This is a genomic window from Pseudomonas sp. MWU16-30322 (genome assembly GCF_020515535.1).
Classification (GTDB): Bacteria; Pseudomonadota; Gammaproteobacteria; order Pseudomonadales; family Pseudomonadaceae; genus Aquipseudomonas; species Aquipseudomonas fluorescens_H.
This window is the reverse complement of sequence record NZ_JAIWYL010000018.1, coordinates 24,123-44,114: the sequence shown is the minus strand read 5'-3', so window position 1 is coordinate 44,114 and position 19,992 is coordinate 24,123. Positions and strand designations below refer to the sequence as shown.

General features: G+C 62.3%; 12 protein-coding genes. 4 read left to right on the top strand and 8 right to left on the bottom strand.

The genetic code is table 11. The features are described from left to right. Positions 1-12: 12 nt before the first annotated feature. Complete coding sequence (locus tag LCH64_RS27680) at positions 13-996, bottom strand: FecR family protein (protein ID WP_226501914.1); 984 nt, start codon at positions 994-996, stop codon at positions 13-15. 40 nt (positions 997-1,036) lie between these two features. Continuing rightward, complete coding sequence (locus tag LCH64_RS27675; protein WP_003223490.1) at positions 1,037-1,537, bottom strand: sigma-70 family RNA polymerase sigma factor; 501 nt, start codon at positions 1,535-1,537, stop codon at positions 1,037-1,039. Positions 1,538-1,762: 225 nt separating this feature from the next. Here LCH64_RS27675 and nhaA point away from each other — a divergent pair, with 225 nt between their 5' ends. Next, positions 1,763-2,971, top strand: coding sequence for a Na+/H+ antiporter NhaA (gene nhaA / locus LCH64_RS27670; RefSeq protein WP_226501923.1), 1,209 nt, complete (start codon positions 1,763-1,765; stop codon positions 2,969-2,971). 138 nt (positions 2,972-3,109) lie between these two features. Here the strand turns inward: nhaA and LCH64_RS27665 are convergent, their stop codons facing one another. Both LCH64_RS27665 and LCH64_RS27660 read right to left on the bottom strand, forming a co-directional pair. Further along, a complete protein-coding gene (locus tag LCH64_RS27665) occupies positions 3,110-7,579 on the bottom strand; it encodes a hemagglutinin repeat-containing protein (protein ID WP_226501913.1) in 4,470 nt (1,489 codons plus the stop codon). Between the two features lie 113 nt (positions 7,580-7,692). Further along, entirely contained in the window at positions 7,693-9,420 is a 1,728-nt protein-coding gene (locus LCH64_RS27660; protein ID WP_226501912.1) for a ShlB/FhaC/HecB family hemolysin secretion/activation protein, read from the bottom strand. A gap of 354 nt (positions 9,421-9,774) precedes the next feature. Here LCH64_RS27660 and LCH64_RS27655 point away from each other — a divergent pair, with 354 nt between their 5' ends. Then, positions 9,775-10,896, top strand: a complete 1,122-nt coding sequence (locus tag LCH64_RS27655; protein WP_226501911.1) for an HlyD family secretion protein — start codon at positions 9,775-9,777, stop codon at positions 10,894-10,896. Beyond that, positions 10,893-12,485 carry a DHA2 family efflux MFS transporter permease subunit gene (locus LCH64_RS27650; RefSeq protein ID WP_003223479.1) on the top strand — a complete coding sequence of 531 codons (1,593 nt, stop codon included), beginning with the start codon at positions 10,893-10,895 and terminating at the stop codon, positions 12,483-12,485. The genes LCH64_RS27655 and LCH64_RS27650 overlap by 4 nt, the downstream gene beginning before the upstream one ends. 132 nt (positions 12,486-12,617) lie before the next feature. Here the strand turns inward: LCH64_RS27650 and LCH64_RS27645 are convergent, their stop codons facing one another. From LCH64_RS27645 to LCH64_RS27635, 3 genes are all read right to left on the bottom strand, one after another. After that, on the bottom strand, positions 12,618-13,058 hold the full coding sequence (locus LCH64_RS27645; RefSeq protein WP_003223476.1) for a carboxymuconolactone decarboxylase family protein: 441 nt from the start codon (positions 13,056-13,058) through the stop codon (positions 12,618-12,620). 97 nt (positions 13,059-13,155) lie between these two features. Next, a complete protein-coding gene (locus tag LCH64_RS27640) occupies positions 13,156-14,598 on the bottom strand; it encodes a mechanosensitive ion channel domain-containing protein (protein WP_226501910.1) in 1,443 nt (480 codons plus the stop codon). Positions 14,599-14,806: 208 nt separating this feature from the next. Further along, complete coding sequence (locus LCH64_RS27635; protein WP_226501909.1) at positions 14,807-15,673, bottom strand: pirin family protein; 867 nt, start codon at positions 15,671-15,673, stop codon at positions 14,807-14,809. Positions 15,674-15,962: 289 nt separating this feature from the next. Here LCH64_RS27635 and dkgB point away from each other — a divergent pair, with 289 nt between their 5' ends. Further along, positions 15,963-16,766, top strand: coding sequence for a 2,5-didehydrogluconate reductase DkgB (dkgB, locus tag LCH64_RS27630; protein WP_103484479.1), 804 nt, complete (start codon positions 15,963-15,965; stop codon positions 16,764-16,766). 4 nt (positions 16,767-16,770) lie between these two features. Here the strand turns inward: dkgB and LCH64_RS27625 are convergent, their stop codons facing one another. After that, on the bottom strand, positions 16,771-19,989 hold the full coding sequence (locus LCH64_RS27625; protein WP_226501908.1) for a transporter substrate-binding domain-containing protein: 3,219 nt from the start codon (positions 19,987-19,989) through the stop codon (positions 16,771-16,773). Positions 19,990-19,992 lie beyond the last annotated feature (3 nt).

The following is a 19,992-nucleotide window of genomic DNA, read 5'->3' as shown; positions in this document are numbered from 1 at the left end:
AAAACCTGAATTTTATTTTGAAATTATTTCCTGACTACCATCGGCCAGGGTGCGGACGGCCACTGGCAGGATGCTCGGCAGGGCCTTGAGCAAGGCGTCGGTGTTGTCGGATTTGAACACGCTGGTCAGGCGCAGACCGGCCACGGCCGGGTTGCTGACCGTCAGTGGCTTGTCGCGATAACGCGAAACTTCCGCCGCCACTTCGCCGAGGCTGGCGTTGTTGAATACCAGTTTGCCGCCGCGCCACGCCGTCAGTTCAGCGGGGTTGACCGCGTAGGCGGCAGCGACTTTGCCCTCGGCATCGACATGGGTGCCGAGGCCTGCGGTCAGGCTGATGAATTGATTGTCCGCTGCATTGCGCCCCTGCACCTTGACCGTGCCCTGCTCCACCGCGACCCGGGTTTGCGTGACATCGCGGCGCACATCGAAACGCGTGCCGGTGACCGTGACCTTGCCACTACCGGCCTCGACCACGAACGGGCGCGCGGTGTCGTGCTGAACGCTGAACATCGCCTCGCCTTCACTCAATTCGATCAGCCGCCGATCCTTCTCAAAACGCACCTGCAGACGGCTGCGGCTGTTCAGGTCGATCACCGATCCGTCCGGCAGCGCCACATGCTTGCGCTCACCCAACGCCGTCGCGAACTCGGCGCTATAACCGTCCGGGTGATTCAAGCCACTGAACAAACCGAGGCCGAGCGCCACCGCCAGCACACTGGCGGCCACGGCATAGCGCAGCAGTGGGCGACGTTCGCGACGGGCCGGCGGGGTTTCGACGAGGGCCTTGAGACGTGGCGCCGGCAGCAGATCAGCCGCCGTCCACAAGCCTTGCAGCAATTGGAATTCGTCACGGTGTTGCGGATGCTGGTTCAGCCAGGCGTCGAAGCGCTGCTGTTCGTCGGCACTGATCAGCGGTTCCTGCAAACGCACAAACCAGCGTGCCGCCTCATCGCGCACCGTTGTTTGCCCGCACGCGCAATCACGGGTATCCATCATGGAATGTCCTGTCGGGCTGGGGATGAAAAGCGGCGGCCGCTCATGACTGCATGCCGTCGAGACGATCGCGCAAGTGGCGCAGGGTGCGGATCATATACTTTTCGACCATGTTTCTGGACAGCCCCAGGCGTTCGGCGATTTCCGCCTGGGTCAGCCCTTCGATCTTCTGCCAGACGAAAATCTTCCGGCAGTTGAGCGGCAGTTCCTGCAGCGCCCTTTCGATGGAGTCGGCCAGTTGGATCGCCTGCATGTAATGCTCCGGGTCGCCGGTGGACGACACACTGTGATCGATCGCCTGCGACTCCATGGCTTCCCGCCGATCCTCACGCCGATAACCGTCGACCGCGATGTTGCGTGCGGTCTGGTGCAAATACGCCCGTGGCTGCTGCACCGCTGCCGAATCGGATTCGAGCACCCGCACAAAGGTGTCGTGCGCCAGATCCTCGGCCTGTGCGCGATTGCGCAGACGCCGGGTCCAGGTGCCGATCAACTCTTCGTAATGCTCGAAAAAGCCGGGTCTGCGGGGCAGCATGGGGTTCATGGCAGCGTGCGGTGGAAAGGGGTGTGAATAGTAATGCTTCCTATTAAGCCCGGCAATTCATTCCTTGGGAACCCTCGATTTCAAGGGCAATCGTCAGTAAAACTGCGCCTTCCCCCCCTATACCCCACCTATTGTGTAAAATGCCGCCCGGGTGCCACCGCAACAACGCGGCAGGGCAGGTTTAATTCAGCGCAGGTCGGGCCGCCGCGCGGAGTTGCCGTGCCTATGAGCCACGATCCGTCACGCCTGCATACTGCCCCTGCCCGCCAGGAGTCGCCGTCTGCCCTGGCCTTTCTCTCCCGATTCTTCGCCGCCGAGTCCGCCGGTGGTCTGATCCTGATGGCTGCGGCCCTCGCCGCACTGTTGGTCGCCAACTCGCCGTGGGCGGCCACGTATTTCTCTACCCTGCACATCAAAGTCGCCGGCCTGTCGATCGAGCATTGGGTGAACGATGGCCTGATGGCGATCTTCTTCATGCTGGTGGGCCTGGAGATCAAGCGCGAAATGCTCGCCGGTCAGTTGTCGACCTGGGGTCAGCGCGCGCTGCCGGGCTTCGCCGCGCTGGGCGGGATGCTGGTCCCGGCGCTGATCTACGTCGCGATCAACTGGGGTAATCCGCAGACCCTGAGCGGTTGGGCGATCCCCGCGGCCACCGACATTGCTTTCGCTTTAGGCGTGCTGTCGCTGCTGGGCAAACGGGTACCCGTGTCGCTGAAAATCTTCCTGTCCGCGCTGGCCATTCTTGATGACCTGGGCGCGGTGGTGATCATCGCGATTTTCTACACCAGCGGCCTGTCGATAAGCATGCTGCTGGCCTCGTTGGCGGTGATTGCACTGCTGGTGATCCTCAACCGCTGCGGTGTCAAAAAGCTTTGGCCATACCTGATCGCCGGCGCCTTCCTGTGGTTCTTCATGCTGCAATCGGGGATCCACGCGACCCTCGCCGGGGTGATTCTGGCCCTGTGCATTCCGCTGGGTAACCCGGAAGACGAGCACAACTCGCCACTGCTGTACCTCGAAGAAAAAATGCACCCCTGGGTGGCGTTCGCCGTGGTGCCGATTTTCGGCTTCGCTAACGCGGGCGTGTCATTGGCCGGCATTTCTCCAAGCAACCTGCTTGAGCCGGTGCCGCTGGGCGTGGCGCTGGGGCTGTTGTTCGGCAAGCAGATCGGCATCCTCGGCCTCGGCGCCCTGGCGATTCGCAGTGGTCTGGCGCAGCTGCCGCAAGGCGCGAGCTGGCTGCAACTGTACGGCGTCGCCCTGCTCTGCGGGATCGGCTTCACCATGAGCCTGTTCATCGGCGCACTGGCGTTCCCGGGCGCAGCGCACCTGGTCGATTCGGTGAAGGTGGGTGTGTTGCTGGGGTCGATCCTGTCCGCGCTGTTGGCGGTGGTCGTGCTGATGAGCGCGGGCAAGGCGAAGGCTTCGAACTGATCGCCGGATCTGGTCGAGACAGAAACCAATGTGGGAGCGGGCTTGCTCGCGAAAGCGTCAATTCAGTCAGCTAATTTATCGACTGAATCACCGCCTTCGCGAGCAAGCCCGCTCCCACAGTTTTTACAGCGGTGATGCTTAGCCTTTTTCGTCGATCCCGGCCTGCAGGGTCTGGCTGTCCAGATTGCCGCTCAGGGTCACCGGACCGACTTTCAGATTGCCGTTATCGAACGACACCTTGGGTGCGTTCTCCTCGGTTTTCTGCGGCAGGTCCAGTCCGGCTTTTAGCCCGTAGTCACGGTTGACCAGATCGCTGCTACCGACCTTCGAACCGCCCAGATCCACTTTCCCCTCGCTCGCCGATATCCGCGCGCCGGTCAGCTGTGTCGCGCCGCCCACCGCGAGGTTTACGCCTTGGCTGCCACTGATGCCGGACGCCAGCGCCACGCTGTCCTTTTGCGCGTATTCGCCCTGCGCTTTCAACGTTGGTTTGTAGTCAGTGCCGGCGAGTTTTTCCTTGTCGCTCGGTGGGTTTTTCTTCGCGGTCAGGCCCAGATCGACATCGACCTTGGCTTGCGTCTGCGAGTCCTGACGGCTTTCGACGGTCAGGTCACCGGCAACCTTGCCGCTGACATTTTTCGCGTCGATCCGCGCGCCCGACAGTTGTGCATCACCTGCGCTGTTGAGCACCACGCTGTCAGCCTTGATCTGGCTGTTCTGCTGGGTGGTGCCTTGCAGGTAATCGACGCCGACCTTGGCCCCGGTATTGAAGCCGTGATCACTGCTGGCCTTTTCATCGGTTGCGGTCGGGGTCTTGCTGCTGAGGTTGCCACCGGCATTCAGCGCAACGTTCCAGTTATTGCGGCTCTCGGTGGACTGCGCCGACTCTTGAACGTAACCGCCCTTCTGCGCATCGATGCTGACGTTCGGCGCGCCGACTTGCGTGCCTTGCAGGTGCACCGCGTCACCGCTCAACGCGACGTTGCTCTGGCTGTTGAGCTGGCCACCGGTCAGGGTTTGCGAGTTTTCGTTGGTGCGGCCGATGTTGAAGTTGCCGCTCAGATTACCGCCCTGATCACGACTCTTCTCGCTGCTGGATTTGCTGCCGCCGCCTTTCAAGCCGCCGCCGAGATTGCTGCCAGTCGCGGTGTGGGTATCAATGGCCGCTTGCAGATCGAGTTTGCCGTCAGCGTGCAGCTCAATGCCACCGGCGCTGTCGATCTTGGTGCCTTGCTGAACCTGATTGCCGCCGCTGCTCAGTTGCACCGGGCCGTTGCCGCTGATGCTCGCCACGTGAGCCTGCGTGTCAGAGGTCTGCTTGCCGGTGTGATCGAGCTGGAAGCCAGCGCCAAGGTCGACGTTGGTGCCGTCGGTGCCCGGCAAGGTGCCGACGGTCAGCGAGCCGTTGCCGCGCAGGCTGGAGTCGCTGCTGCTCTGGCGGTCGTTGGCCTGATTCAGCGCCAGATCGCCGCCGGTCTTGATGTTCACACCGCCCTGGCCGCCGTCGAAACGGCTGCCAGCGAACTGCGCGTCAGCACCGACGTTGATGTTCACGCCTTGATTGCCGGCATAGCCGCCGACCACCGCCGTGCTGCTGTCCTTGCTGGCGTAGCTGTTGCCGCCCGCGCCGCTGGCGGCAACGTTCACGTCCTCGCCGGTCTTGGTGTAGACGCGCACGTTGACCTTGGCGTCCACCGAGTTATCGGTGCTGCTGTGAGTGTTGCTCGCGGCATCGGCAACCAGTTTGTCAGCGCTGATGTTGACCTTGCCGTTGCTGGCGCTGTACTGGGTGCCCTCGTCGTGCAGGATGCCGGCGGTTTTCACGTCGACGCTGCCACCGTCGAAACGGCTGACCACGGCGTTGCTGCTCTGCTCGGTCTTGTCGGCGCTGCCGTGACCGATCGCCACGTCGAGGCCGACGTTCGGCTGGCCGAGATTGCTCAGGGCTTCCTTGTCCGGAATTTTGGCGTTGAGCACATCCTTGACCGCACCGGCAATCGGGCGGGCGATGTCCTTGTACTCGACGTTGGCGCCGATGTCCGCCGACCAGTTGCTCTGATTGTGACTGCTGCTTTCGGTGTTGCTCGCCGCGCGGTTGTCGATCTCGTTGGCCGCGACGTTCAGACCGTTGCCAGCCTTGACCTGCGCACCTTCGGTCAGCAGCTTGTCGGCGTTGATGTTCAGGCTGCCGCTGCTCTGCACGTGGGTGGTTTGCGCGGTGATTTTGCTGCTGCTGTCTTGCGTGGAGCTGTGGGCGAAATCAATGCCACTGCCAGCGCGGTCGAGGCCGCCGGTGTAGTAAAAACCGCCGCCAGTGCTGGAGGTGTCGGTCGAAGTTTTGTGGCTGTCCTGTTCAGCCAGCAACGACACATTCTTGCCACTCAGCGTGGTATCGCCAGCAGTGGATTTGACTTCACCGCCCTTGATCGTCAGATCGCCGCCGGCCTTCACTTGCACGCTGGCGCCGCTGAGGCTCGAACCTTGCTGGTTGACGTCGTTACGGGTGACGGTCTGCTGCTTGTCTTCGTAGTGCACTCCGGCGCGGTATTGCTCCGGCGTTTGCTCTTTGGCGTAGGCATCGAAGCCACGGGTCTCGGTGGTCGAACTGCTGTCGAGGGTGTTCTGCGTGGAATGCACGTTCACATCCCCCGCAGCGTCCGCCGTCAGCGCGCCGCCGGCCTTGACCGTGGAACCGGCGACTTCGATGTCCTTGGCGCTCTTGAGCTTGAGGTTGCTGTCGGAGACCAGCTCGCTGCGCACCGTGGTGCTGTCCTTGGCATTCTGCCGCGACTCGTCCTTGGTGATGCCGAAGAACTTGCTGTCCTTGTCGTGGTTGTTGCTGTGCGAGGTGTCCTGCACGCCGTCGATCACCAGCGAACCCTGATCGCTGATCACGCTGGCCTCGGTTCCGCCACGGACCTGGCTGCCGCTGATGCGTACATCGTCGGCCTTGACGATCAGTTTACCGGCGGCGTTGATTTTGCTGCCCTGATGCTGAGTCTGGCCCTTGTCGGCGTCACCGGTCTTGCCGAAGAAACCACCGCCGACCAGGTCGCCAGAATAACTGTTGTTATTGCTGCGGTTGGTGCGGGTGGCCGTGGTGACCTCCACCTGTTTGCCCGCCAGTTTCACATCACCGGCGCTGTTCAATTCAGCGCCTTCGGAACGCAACAATGCGGCGGTTTGCAGAGCGATATTGCCGCCCTTCAACTGGCTGCTGATGCTGCGCTGTTCTTCGCTGCTGTTGTTCCAGTCAGCCTTCCACAGATGCTTGCGATGGTTGCCCTGATCGGTCTGGGTGTGGCTTTCGGTGGCGGCGGTCAGGCGCAGATCGCCGCCGCTTTGCACATCGAGATTTTTCGCCGCTTCAACCTTCGCGGCTTTGAGTTCGGTATCTTTGCCGGAGGTCAGCCTGGCGTCGCGGCTGGCGACGATCTGGCTGCCGTGCTGGCGAGTTTCACTGTCGGTCTGGGTCCGATCGTAGGTTTCCCAAGTGATGCCGATGGTGCTGTTGCTCCAGTTCTCGCGTTTTTCCTGAAGCTTGCGGCTTTCGACGGTGCTCAGGGTCAGGTTGCGCTTGGCATTGACGTTGACGTCGCGACCACTGACATCGGTGGCGGCCAGCGACAGATCGTTGCCGCTGTGCAGGCCGACATCGCCCTGACTGCTGCGAATGCCGGCACGGGTCACTTCGAGGCTGTTGGGGATGGCTTCACCGCTGACGCTGAGGTCGCCGGCGGAACGGATCTGCACGCCGTCACGCCCGGCCACTTGCACCGCCCCCACACGCACGCCCGCGCCTTCGGCGGTGCTGACGATATTGATGCGCCCGGCCTGCATCGCGCCGAACAGGCTGGCGTCGATGCGTTGATCCTGAGTGTTGCCCGCCGGGTCCACGGCTTTGACCTGACCGCTGGCGTAATCGACCTGATTGCGTCCGACCGTGAGGTTCAGCTGATCGCGGGCGTCGATGCGGCCCTGGCTGTCGATACGCGGAGCAATCAGGTTGACCGAACCCTCGGCATTACGCAGGCCACCACTCTGGATCTGCAACTGACCGCTGGCGTCGCGGCTGCTCAGGGCTTGCAGTTTGCCGTCGTTCAATTCCGGACGCCCGACCAGCAGACTGGCGTTCGGCGTGTTGATGAAACTGCCGCCATTCACCGAAATGCCGTTGGGGTTGGCCAGCACATAATCGGCCGCGCGGCCGAAGATTTCCTGAGCGCCGTTGATGGCCGAAGGGTTGCGGCTGATCACCTCGTTGAGGATCACGCTCGCCGCCTGGCCCTGCAGTTGCGGGTTGGCCGCCAGTTGCCCGGCGAGCTGCGATTGCCCGGCCTGCAAGGCGTTGTTCAGCACCAGGCCCTGACGGTCGACGTTGTAGTCGAGGAACTGGTTGTGCGACAGGCCCGAGCCGTTGGGCGCGACGATATTGACGATGGGCACGCCGCCCTGCGTCTGCAACTGCGCGGTGCCGCCGGGGCCGGGAGCGACCACCACACCGCCGGCGATGGCGCTGGGCAGGTGCACGGCGAAGAACAGGCTGGCGATCGCCCAGCGCAATTTGCCCCGAGGAGAAAGATGGAATGCAAAGGTGTGTGCTGGCATAAAAACGTCTCCATGTAAGTACGGCATCACGGCGCGCGATTTGGTCTTGGCCGTGGCTGTCGCGCTCAGATCCGACGGCTGTTTGTTCACTGCTTGATGAGTCTCGGTAGTGCTCATATCTGCAACCCCACGCGCATCAGCCAGGTCTCTGGTTCGTGCTGCAAACCGTTGGGGGTGTTGAGGGCGCGTTGGTAATCGATGTCCACTTGCAGATTCTTCCAGCCCAGATTCAGCCCGACGCTGGCACCGCTCAGGCGTTGGCCCTGGGCGCCGTGGTCAGCCTTGAGCCAGCCGTTGTCCAGGCCCACGCGCGGGGTGATCTGCACCGGCCAATCACTGCGCAGCGGCAGACGCAGGGTGTTGCGCCAGATCGCGCCGCTGGCGCCGGAGGCGCTGCTGACCCGGTAGCCGCGCACCGCCGAATCATCGGTGCCGAGCAACTGTTCGATGGCCGGTAAGGGGTCGGGGCTGTATTGCAGATTGAGCTGGCTTTGCCACTGCCACGCTTGCGCGCCGAACTGACCGTTGCGCCATTGACTGAGGCCGGCGCGGTACTTGCGAAACTGCGCTTTGGGCAGGTTGCTGACTGCATGATTGGCGTCGTCATCGGCGCCCAGCCAGCGCAAGCCTTGTGAGTAGCTGAAGTCGAGATTCCACACCGCACGGTCGAGCCAGAACAGGTTGAGTCCGGCTTCGGCCACGGTCAGGGTCGGGCTTTGAATGCCCAGGCGGACATTTTCCAGATAGCTGTCGACGTCCTTGTGCGCCAACTGCAGATTGGCGCTGAGCTGGCGACTCTGGTCGCGCCACAACACGCGGTCGGCGCGCAGGCTCAGTTGATCGGTGATGCCGGTGCTGTACAAGGTCGCGCTGGGCAGTTTGAACGGCGCGCGGTATTCGGCGTGGCTGGCGAACGCGCTGTAGGTCCAGTAGCCGTAGGGAATTGCGTAATACAGGCTGGCGTTGCGACTGTAGCGGTCGCCCTGATTCAACGTGTCGCTGGCGCTGAGGCTCAACAGATCGTTGAGTTGCAACGGGCTGTCGAAGCTCAGGCTGACGGTATCGCGGTCACGCCCGGTGCTGGCGCTGCCAAGGTTGTCCATGCCCAGACCCAACGCCCAGCGCGACTGCCCGGAGGTGCGCGAGCGCAGGATGATGCGCGAGGCACCCGGTTGGCTGCCGGGGGCGATGTCGGCGGTCAGGTCGATCGAACGCAAGCGGTTCAGTTGATCCAGGCCTTGCTCCAGATCACGCAGGTTCAGCGGCTGGCCGAGCATATGCGGGAACGCGCCGCCCAGCGAAACGGGCAGGCTCTGATCGGCCAGTTCGATGGACTCGATGTAGCCCTCGTCGACCATGATGTCCAGCGACTGCCCCGCCGCCGGCGCGCTCAACAGGTACGGGCGGCTGGCGATGTAACCCTGCTCGACATACGCGGCGGTGATGGTCGCCAGCAGATGGTTGATCTGGCCGACGCCCATGCACGGCGCCAGCGCCGGCTCGATCCGCGCGTTGAGTTTGTCGCTGTCGATCAGCGTAACGCCGCCAATGCGCGTACCGCTCAGCGGCCAGCAGCGTTCATCGGGGGTGACAGTTTGCGGGATGGCCGGCGTGGCCGGTGCCGGACCGAACGCACCGCGCTCCAGTTGGCGCTTGCGTTGTTCCATCTGCAGTTGTTGCAAATCGCGCTGTTGCTGTTGCTGCTGGCGCAGCACTTCCTGGCCCGGCGCAACAGGGTCAGCCGCTTGAATCGAGGAAGCACACACACTCAACACAAAGGCCGACAACAGCGGGCAAAGCGTGGAACGACGACGGAAAACAGCGCAAAGCGAATACGGCACGCAACATCCTTGCAATCATAAAATGGCGTAATGCCACCCCATCAATGCGAGTGATAGTCAGAGCCTTCCTACACAAATGCAAGACGCTTCCTACAGTGCTTACATTTCTTAAACAATTGATTTTGCTGCGCTCACCGCCAGCAAAGGCGCAAGGCATAAGGGTTTCCCCGAGGGCGGATATCGAGTTCTCCAGCGCTCGACCCACTTTCCCGTCGGAACTGTTTAGCGGAACCGCTCCAAAACCTGAGTCGCAAACAGGCAACTGACGACCGGCACAAAAACTCAATTGCCACAAAATATTACTTGCGTCATATTACGCCCGTAATAACGATCCTCCTCCACAGGTATTACGTCATGACCAGCATGCCCACCCTTGAGCCCGAGCTGTCTGTTCCGGTCACCCCTGCCAAGCCGCCACTGCGCAAACGTCTGCTGCTGACCGGTGCCGGGCTGATCACGCTGGTGGTGGTTGGCGTGTACGCCGCTCACTGGTGGGGCACCGGGCGCTTTCTGGAGGAGACCGACGACGCCTACATCGGTGGCGACGTCACGGTGATCGGGCCGAAGGTCGCCGGGTACATCGAAGAAGTGCTGGTCAGTGACAACCAGCCAGTGAAGGCCGGTGACGTGCTGATCCGCCTCGACGCACGTGACTACCGCGCCAACCTCGCCAAAGCCGAGGGCGCCGTTGCCGCCGAGGAGGCGCTGCTGGCCAACCTCGACGCTACCGAACAATTGCAGCAAGCGGTGATCGGCCAGGCCCGCGCCGGCATCGATGCCGCCGGTGCCGAAACCGCCCGCTCGCGGGATGACAATGCGCGCTACAAACGCCTGGTCAGCACCAATGCCGTGTCGGTGGAAAGCGCCCAACGCGCCGACGCCACCTTCAAGACCGCCCAGGCCCTGAGTGCCCGCGCCCAGGCCGAACTGCTCGCCGCACAACGCCAACTGGCAGTGATCGACACCCAGAAACAACAGGCCCGCGCCGCCCTGCGACAAGCCCGGGCCGAGCGTGATCTGGCACAACTGAACCTCGGCTACACCGAGCTGCGCGCGCCGGTCGACGGCGTGATCGGCAACCGTCGCGCGAGGGTCGGCGCATACGCCCAGGCCGGTTCACAACAGTTGTCGGTAGTGCCGGCCAGCGGTCTATGGGTCGATGCCAATTTCAAGGAGGACCAATTGGCGCGGATGAAACCCGGGCAACGGGTGAGCATCCGTGCCGACGTGCTCTCCGGCCAGGAGTTCCATGGCCGCCTCGACAGCCTCGCTCCCGCCACCGGCTCGCAATTCAGCGTGCTGCCGCCGGAGAACGCCACCGGCAACTTCACCAAAATCGTCCAGCGGGTGCCGGTGCGGATTCTCCTCGATCCGGCCGACGGTGTGCTCGGTCATCTGCGGCCGGGGCTGTCGGTGACCGCTGAAGTCGACACCCGTGCGCAAGCCGAAACCAGCGCCGTGGCCGTCGCGCCATGAGTACCGCTCTCACCGCCCCGGCGCAACCGTTCAACGCCGCCGACATGGCCACCGCGACCAAAGTGTTCGCCTTCGCCACGATGTGCATCGGCATGTTCATTGCGCTGCTGGACATCCAGATCGTCTCGGCGTCGCTGCGTGATATCGGCGGCGGACTCTCGGCCGGCACCGACGAAACCGCGTGGGTGCAGACCAGTTACCTGATCGCCGAAATCATCGTGATTCCACTGTCGGGCTGGCTGTCGCGGGTGTTCTCCACGCGCTGGCTGTTCTGCGCCTCAGCGGTCGGCTTCACCCTGGCCAGCCTGCTCTGCGGCGTGGCCTGGAACATCCAGAGCATGATCGCCTTTCGTGCGCTGCAAGGCTTTCTCGGCGGCTCGATGATTCCGCTGGTGTTCACCACCGCGTTCTTTTTCTTCACCGGCAAACAACGGGTGATTGCCGCCGCGACCATCGGTGCGGTGGCTTCGCTGGCGCCAACCTTGGGGCCGGTGATCGGCGGCTGGATCACCGACATTTCCTCGTGGCACTGGCTGTTCTATATCAACCTGGTGCCGGGAATTTTCGTCGCTGTCGCAGTGCCGATGCTGGTGAAGATCGACCAGCCGGAACTGGCGCTGCTCAAGGGCGCGGACTATTTGAGCATGGTGTTTCTCGCACTGTTTCTCGGCTGCCTGGAATACACCCTCGAAGAAGGCCCGCGCTGGAACTGGTTCAGTGACAGCACCATCCTGACCACCGCGTGGATCAGCGGTCTGGCGGGTCTGGCCTTTATCGGGCGCACCTTGCACGTGGCCAATCCGATCGTCGATCTGCGTGCACTCAAGGATCGCAATTTTGCCCTGGGCTGCTTCTTTTCCTTTGTCACCGGGATCGGCCTGTTCGCGACGATTTACCTGACCCCGCTGTTTCTCGGACGGGTACGCGGCTACAGCGCGCTGGACATTGGTCTGGCGGTTTTTTCCACCGGGGTGTTCCAGATCATGGCGATTCCGCTGTACGCCTTTCTCGCCAATCGCATGGATTTGCGCTGGATCATGATGATCGGGCTGGGGCTGTTTGCATTGTCGATGTGGGAATTCAGTCCGATCACCCACGACTGGGGCGCGGGCCAGTTGATGCTGCCGCAAGCGTTGCGCGGAATCGCCCAGCAACTGGCAGTACCGCCGGCGGTGACGCTGACGTTGGGAGGGTTGGCACCGGCACGCTTGAAGCACGCTTCGGGGCTGTTCAACCTGATGCGTAATCTGGGCGGGGCCATTGGCATTGCCGCGTGCGCGACCATTCTCAATGATCGCACCAACCTGCACTTCACCCGCTTGGCCGAGCATTTGAACAGCAGCAACGAGGCGATGAATCAGTGGTTGTCGCAGGTCGGTGGCAACCTGGCGACGCTGGGTCAGAGCGGTGATGTCGGGATCACCGCCGCCCTGCATCAGCTGTGGCTGCTGACCTACCGCGAGGCGCAGACCCAGACCTACGGCGATACCTTTTTGATGATCATGCTGTGCTTCATCGTCGCCACGGCGATGGTGCCCTTGATGCGCAAGGTGCAACCACCGGCCGCGCCGAGTGCGGATGCGCATTGATCCAGATCTGTCATGCATGCCCCCTGTAGGAGTGAGCCTGCTCGCGATGGCGCCAGTTCAGTCAACATTGATGTTGAACGGATAATCGCTATCGCGAGCAGGCTCACTCCTACAAGGGATGGTTCCAGACGCTTAGAGCTGTGGGGTTTTGCGGAAGCCCACGGCCAGACGGTTCCAGCTGTTGATGGTGCTGATCGCCACGCTCAGATCGACCATTTCCTTGGGTGTGAAATGCGCCGCGACGATGTCGTAGTCTTCGTCCGGGGCGTGGGTCAGGCTCAGTTGGGTCAGCGATTCGGTCCACAGCAGCGCCGCACGTTCGCGGTCGGTGAAGAACGGCGCTTCACGCCACGCGGTCACGGCGAACAGACGGCGCGGAGTCTCGCCGCCCTTGATCGCGTCGGCGGTGTGCATGTCGATGCAGAATGCGCAGCCGTTGATCTGCGAAGCACGCAGTTTGACCAGTTCGACCAGAGTCTTTTCCAGCGGCAGTTTCGAGACCGCGGTTTCCAGCGCGATCATCGCTTTCAGGGCGTCTGGGGAGGCGGTGTAGAAATCGGTACGAGCTTTCATGATGGAGTTTCCGGGGCCAGTGAATGTGTGACTAAGGTAGTCCCGCCACTGCCCCGGACAAATAGCCAATCTCCCGGAAGACGAGTAGACCACCGCGTCACACGCGATTACGCAACCAGTGCAGGAACCCGGTTTTCGCCACCACGGTCGGCACGTCCTGTGTCAGGGTCTGGGCCTTGTGCAGGCGATAATCGAGCAAGGCCTTCATCGCCTCGTTGATGTCATGACGAGCATCCAGGCACGGCTTCAGGTAGGTCTTCTCGATGCGGTACAGCGCACAGAAGGTTTTCGCCGCGAAGGTCGCCGGCACCGAGGAATCGGAAAGGATGCCGGCCTCGCCGATCACCTCCCCCGGCCCCATGCGCCCGGATTCGAACGGCGTGCCATGGCGGGTCAAGGTCACGCTGACCACGCCGGATTCGATGATGAACAAATGATCACTGACCTCCCCGGCATCGAGAATCGTCTCCCCGGCGCGAAAAGTCTGCAGGGTCATGTTCTGGCTGAAGGTGTCTTTTTCTTCCTGACGCAGCGTGGAGAAAATCGGCGAACTGTCGAGCAACGCCCGTGGCCGCGAGAGGTTGCCGGTGACGATCGGTTCGACACTCGACAACAGATTGATCCCGGACGCCTGCAAGTGTCGGTAAGCCAGATCGAACAGCTGATTGCGCACCGAGCGCTTCTGATCCATCGACGAGACGAAACCGCTGATCTCATATTCCGCACCGGCGCTGCTGGAGCTTTTCAGCGCGACGCTCGGCGAAGGATTGTCCAGCAGCGGACGGCAGCCCTGCATCGCCCGTTCCAGCGCGTCGATCACCGTGTTGGGGCGAGCGTGCGGGCTGACCTGGACGCTGACGGCCACCCCGAACATGTTGCTCGGTCGGCTGAAGTTGATGATCTTGGCCTTGGCCGCCAGCGAGTTGGGAATCACTGCCATGCTGCCCTGACTGGTTTGCAGGCGCGTGGCGCGCCAGTCGATATCGACGACCCGGCCTTCGGTACCGTCGATGGAGATCCAGTCATCGATCTGATAGGGCTTGGTGGTGTTGAGCACAATCCCGGAGAACACGTCGCTCAAGGTGCTCTGCAACGCCAGACCGACAATGATCGCCAAGGCCCCGGACGTCGCCAGCACGCCTTTGACCGGCAGATCCAGCACATAGGCCAGCGCGGCGATAATCGCGATCAGGAAAATCACCGCACCGAGCAGATCCTGCAACAGCCGCCCGGTGTGGCCGACCCGCTGCATCATCACCGCGCCGATCAGCACGGTCAGGGTGCGCGCGCCGAACAGCCACCAACCGATCTGCAAGCCGGTCGCCGCCAGATGCAGCGGCACGTTGTCGGCCCACGGCGCCGGCTCCATCGGATTCAGGCCTTCGTTGAACAACAGCACGCTGAACAGGCTGAAAATCAGCACTCGCACCAGCAGCTTCCACTCGCTGCCACGCGAGCTGATCAGGCGCCACAGCCCGAGATCAAGGAGGATCAGGATCAACGCGCAGAACAACGGATGTTCGCTCAAAAAAGACAACATCAAACCACTCCGACAGGGGCCAATCGCGAGAAGATCGCACAGATTGGGCAAGTGTAGGAGCAATTGATTTCAGAGGATGAACGCCCGCGCAAAAACACCCAAAAACCAATGTGGGAGCGGGCTTGCTCGCGAAGGCGGTGGATCAGTCAGACACGCATCGACTGACACTCCGCTTTCGCGAGCAAGCCCGCTCCCACAGGGGGGGTAGTTACCCGTGCATTCGGCCGAATTGCCCGGACTGGAAGTCGGCGAATGCCTGATGAATTTCCTGCTCGGTGTTCATCACGAACGGGCCGTGGCCGACAATCGGTTCATCAATCGGCTCGCCGCTGAGCAGCAACACCACCGCGTCTTCGCCGGCCTCAAGGGTCAACTGACGACCGTCGCGCTCGAACAGCACCAACTGCCCGACACCCGCCGTTTGCGCACCGTTGATCGTCACCGAACCTTTCAACAGCACCAGCGCGGTGTTGCGCCCTTCGTGCAGATCCAGTGTCAGCAACTTGCCGGCGTTCAACCGCAGGTCCCAGACATCGATCGGCGTGAAGGTGTGCGACGGCCCCTTATGCCCTTCGAACTCACCGGCAATCAGCCGCAGGCTGCCGGCGCCGTCCTTCAGCGCGATATTCGGAATGTCAAGATCAAGAATGGTCTGGTAGCCGGGCGCGGCCATTTTGTCCTTGGCCGGCAGGTTGACCCAGAGTTGCACCATTTCCAGCTTGCCGCCGGTTCTGGCGAAATCATCCGAATGAAACTCTTCGTGCAGGATCCCGGACGCCGCCGTCATCCACTGCACATCGCCGGGGCCGATGGTGCCGCCGCTGCCGGTCGAGTCGCGGTGCTGTACTTCGCCGTCGTAGACGATGGTCACCGTTTCAAAACCACGGTGCGGGTGCTGGCCGACGCCACGGCGCTCGGTGGTCGGGGTGAATTCGGCAGGTCCTGCGTGATCGAGCAGCAGGAACGGGCTGATGTGTTTGCCCAGGTTGTCGTAGGAAAACAGGGTGCGAACCGGGAAGCCATCGCCGACCCAATGGCCGCGAGGGCTGGTGTAGATACCGATGATGTTTTTCATGGTTGCCTCCAAAAGGTGGGTGACTCAATGGATTGAGCTTAAATCCATGACGGCTGGAGGAATAGCCGGCAAAAACCGGCTTTAGTGTTCCATATTTAGAACAGTCCCACCTTTGAATCTCGTCCCTTGTGGGAGCGGGCTTGCTCGCGAAGAGGCCAGTCCAGACAACACGACTATTGGAAAAGATTCATGACTTCTGCTCAACAGTGCTTTGCCCCACCAGCGGTTTTTCTCAAGGACGCAGACACGGATACTCCTGCCCATTCCCACTGCAACCCTGGAGTCATCAATGTCTGTTCCCGCTTTTGGTCTGGGTACGTTTCGCCTGCAAGGTCAGGTGGTCATCGATTCGGTGCGCACCGGCCTTGAACTTGGCTATCGCGCCATCGACACCGCGCAGATCTACGAGAACGAAGCCGAGGTCGGCCAGGCCATCGCCGCCAGCGGCATTGCTCGCGAAGAGCTGTTCATCACCAGCAAGATCTGGATCGCCAACTTCGCCAAGGACCGTCTGATCGACAGCCTCAAGGAAAGCCTGCAGAAGTTGCAGACCGACTATCTCGACCTGACGCTGATCCACTGGCCGTCGCCGGAAGATCAGGTGCCGGTCGCCGAATTCATGGGCGCGCTGCTCGAAGCCAAGCGTCTGGGTCTGACCCGGCAGATCGGGGTGTCCAACTTCACCATCGACTTGATGCAACAAGCCATCGCAGCGGTCGGCGCGGAAAACATCGCCACCAACCAGATCGAGCTGCACCCGTACCTGCAAAATCGCAAAGTGGTCGAGTTCGCCCGCAGCCAGGGCATCCAGATCACCTCCTACATGACCCTCGCCTATGGCGAAGTGCTGAAGGATCCGGTGATCCAGCAGATTGCTGAACGCCTGCAAGCGACCCCGGCGCAAGTCACTCTGGCCTGGGCGATGCAGTCGGGTTACGCGGTGATTCCATCGTCGACCAAGCGCGCCAACCTGCAAAGCAACCTCGGCGCCACCGCGCTGACGTTGAGCGAAGCAGACATGGCGCTGATCGCCGGTCTGGAGCGCGGCCATCGCCTGACCAGCCCGAAAGGCATTGCCCCGCAGTGGGATTGAGCGCTCAGCCCTGAAGATGCTGCGCAAGGCCGAGCATGGCCGTGCGCAGCGCATCCGCCGAGCGGTGGACAGCCAGTGTTTCGGCGTCTCGACACGCCTGTTCGAGATCCGCGCACGCCGCCGCCACCCGCGCGGCACCGACCATTTGCGCACCGCCCTTGATGTGATGCGCCAGCGTCCGCAACCCGTCCAGATCCTGGGGCTGGCGCGCCGCATCCAGCCGTTGCAGATCGTCCTGCAGACTGCGCAATACTTGTTCGCGCAGGCGTTGCATCACCGAGTGATCGTCTCCAGCCATCTGCTCCAGCGCGCTCAGGTCGATCTCGGTCAACGTCAGAGCCGGGGTCGGCAAGTGATCGCTTTCGCCGTGACTGGCCGCCTTCAACGCCTGCTGCAGATCGTGCAAGCGAATCGGCTTGAACAGACAATCGTCCATGCCGGCCTCAAGGCAACGAACCCTCTCCTCGACTTGCGCGTTGGCGGTAAAACCGAGGATCAGGCAACGCGCCCGGCCGCTCGCTGCTTCTTCGTCACGGATCGTCCGGGCGAGTTCGTAACCGTTGCGCTGCGGCATGTTGCAGTCGGTGATCAGCACATCGAATGCTTGTGCTCGCCAGCGTTGCAGCCCCTGTTCACCGTCTTCGATGTCGACCGTACGGTGGCCGAGTTCGCTCAGTTGCCAGCACAACAGCAAGCGGTTGACCGGATGATCGTCCACCACCAGAACACTCAATGAACGCGCCGGCGTGTCTACCACTTCAGGGCTTGCCGGTTCGGGGGCGAGCGCGGCCAACAACGGCAACTGCAGATTGATGTCGACCCGCGTTCCAAGCCCCGGCTCGCTGTCGAGGTGCAGCGTTCCGCCCATCATTTCGCAGAGGTTGCGGCTGATCACCAGTCCCAGCCCCGAGCCGCTGCGCGCCGACTGACCATGGTTGCCGGCCTGGACAAACGGGCTGAACAGGCGTTGCCGGTCATCGGCGCTGATGCCGATGCCACTGTCTTCAATCACGACTTTCACGGCCAATTGATCGGGAGCCGTCCTGGTCACAACCAGTTGCACGCTCACCTGGCCGTGCTCGGTGAACTTGATCGCGTTGCTCAACAGGTTCGACAGCACTTGCTTGAAGCGTGTCGGGTCGACCATGACGTCAACGCCACTCTGTGCATCCAGTTCGACATGCCACAACAGGCGCTTCTGCCGCGCCAGTGCCTCGAACACCCGGCACACCGAGATCACCAGTTCGCGCAGATTGGCCCGTTCCGGTGCGAGGGACAGATGCCCGGACTCGATGCGTGCGATGTCGAGAATGTCGCCGATCAGCGCGAGCAGTTGCTGGCCAGCGCCGGATGCGACTTCGATCGCCAGCTTGTCGGTGACACCCTCCTCGGCCCGCTTCAGGGCCAGTTCAAGCATGCCGATCAAGGCATTCATCGGGGTGCGGATTTCATGGCTCATGGTCGCCAGAAACGTGGTCTTGGCCCGGTTGGCGTCGTCGGCGGCCTCCTTGGCCTGCTGCAACTGCCGCAGCCATTGCTGACGCTGGCGCAACTGCCAGCGCTGCAAACCGATCCAGGCCAAGGCCAACAACAGCAGGCTCGCGGCAGCGGCAAAAGCCAGGAGAATCTCCCGGCGATAGCGCTGCCAATAGCTCTCCTCGACCAACACATCATGGCTCCAGCGCTCGACCAGCTCGTCCATCTGTTGCGGCGCGATGCTCAGCAGCGCCTTGTTCAGAATCGTGTGCAGCGCCGTATCCTGCGGTGCGGTGGCCAAGGCGATGCGCGCCGGTTGATCGCCGATGGTATTGGTGATGCGCAGGCGCTCACGGTAATGGCGGGCTATCAGAAAACGCGCGACCAGCAACGAGCTGACGGTCGCGTCGGCCTGCCCCTTGGCGATCAGCTCCATGCCCTCGGCCGGGCTGCTGACGTCCACCAGACGTACCCCCGGCACCCGCTGCAGGATGTAACCGCGTAACGGATGACCGCGATAAATCGCCAGACGCTTGCCCGGCAGATCGGCAAGGCTGCGCGGACTGCCCGCCGTTATTGCACTGACCAGTACAAACGGATTGTTCAGGTACGCACGGGTGAATTGCAGCTCTGCTTCCCGCTCGCTGCTCGGGGTCACCACCGGCAACACGTCGAGCTCACCGGCCTTGAGCTGTTCGATCTGGCGATCCAGCGAACGCCCCCGGACCACCTCGAAATGCAGCCCGGTGCGCTGACTGATCAGGGTAAGCAATTGCGCTGACAGACCGTTGAATCGCCCGCTGGCGTCAAAAAAAGTCAGCGGTGCGAAATCCTCGATCACACCGACCCGCACCAGCGGATGTTGCTCCAGCCACTCCTGCTCGCCGGCACTGAGGCGCACCCGTGACTGCGCGGCCATTTGCGCACGCCCCGCGCTCCAGCGCTGCTCGATAAGCTGACGACGCTCCAGGGGAATCACCGCCAGCGCCTTGTCGATGATGCGTTTGAGGCGAACTTCGCTGCGCAGCATGGCGAAACCGAAGGGGCTGGCATCCAGGCCCGACGGACCGGCCAGTTGCAAGTCATTACGGTAGTTGGTGTTGATCAGGTAATTGGCGCTGATCAGATCGCCGAGATAGCCGTCATCGACACCGAATGCCACCGCACCCAACGCATCCATCGCCGAGGGGTAACGCTGCAAGTCCGCCCCGGGATAGAACGCCTGCACGCTGGCCAACGGCAGATAGTCCTCGACCATGGCGATGCGTCGGCCCGCCAGATCCGCCGGCAGAGTTTCGTCAAGCCGGGTCACCAGCATCGGCTGGTCTTCGGCGTAGGGGCGCGACAGCATGAAATCCGGGTCGGCCAGCTCGAAATTGTTCGAGGTCCCCAGCAGGTCCAGTTCACCGCGTTTGAGTGCGGCCATCACCTGGGCGCGATGGGTGAAGCGTCGAACGTCGATCCGCACATTGAGCAGTTGCGCCAGAAGCTCGGCGTAATCGGCGGTGAGGCCTTCCAGCTCCTGCCGATTGCGGGTGATTTCGAACGGCGGGTAATCGGCTCCGGAAATACCCATGCGCAACACCGGGTGCTGGCGCAGCCATTGGCGGTCCTGCTCGTCGAGCGCGACCTGAATATTTTCCAGTGCTGCCTGGCTCAACAATTCCAGGGGTTGTGGCGGCTCGCTGGCGCAGCAGGTGGCCGTGATACTCAACCACAGAACCCACCACCCGCGTTGCCGACTCACTTT

Bases quoted from the DNA above. Each gene is read 5' to 3' on its own strand.
- dkgB (WP_103484479.1), top strand. From the start codon at position 15,963: ATGTCTGTTCCCGCTTTTGGTCTGGGTACGTTTCGCCTGCAAGGTCAG.
- LCH64_RS27650 (WP_003223479.1), top strand. From the start codon at position 10,893: ATGAGTACCGCTCTCACCGCCCCGGCGCAACCGTTCAACGCCGCCGAC.
- nhaA (WP_226501923.1), top strand. From the start codon at position 1,763: ATGAGCCACGATCCGTCACGCCTGCATACTGCCCCTGCCCGCCAGGAG.
- LCH64_RS27635 (WP_226501909.1), bottom strand. From the start codon at position 15,673: ATGAAAAACATCATCGGTATCTACACCAGCCCTCGCGGCCATTGGGTC.
- LCH64_RS27680 (WP_226501914.1), bottom strand. From the start codon at position 996: ATGATGGATACCCGTGATTGCGCGTGCGGGCAAACAACGGTGCGCGAT.
- LCH64_RS27645 (WP_003223476.1), bottom strand. From the start codon at position 13,058: ATGAAAGCTCGTACCGATTTCTACACCGCCTCCCCAGACGCCCTGAAA.
- LCH64_RS27640 (WP_226501910.1), bottom strand. From the start codon at position 14,598: ATGTTGTCTTTTTTGAGCGAACATCCGTTGTTCTGCGCGTTGATCCTG.
- LCH64_RS27675 (WP_003223490.1), bottom strand. From the start codon at position 1,537: ATGAACCCCATGCTGCCCCGCAGACCCGGCTTTTTCGAGCATTACGAA.
- LCH64_RS27655 (WP_226501911.1), top strand. From the start codon at position 9,775: ATGACCAGCATGCCCACCCTTGAGCCCGAGCTGTCTGTTCCGGTCACC.
- LCH64_RS27665 (WP_226501913.1), bottom strand. From the start codon at position 7,579: ATGCCAGCACACACCTTTGCATTCCATCTTTCTCCTCGGGGCAAATTG.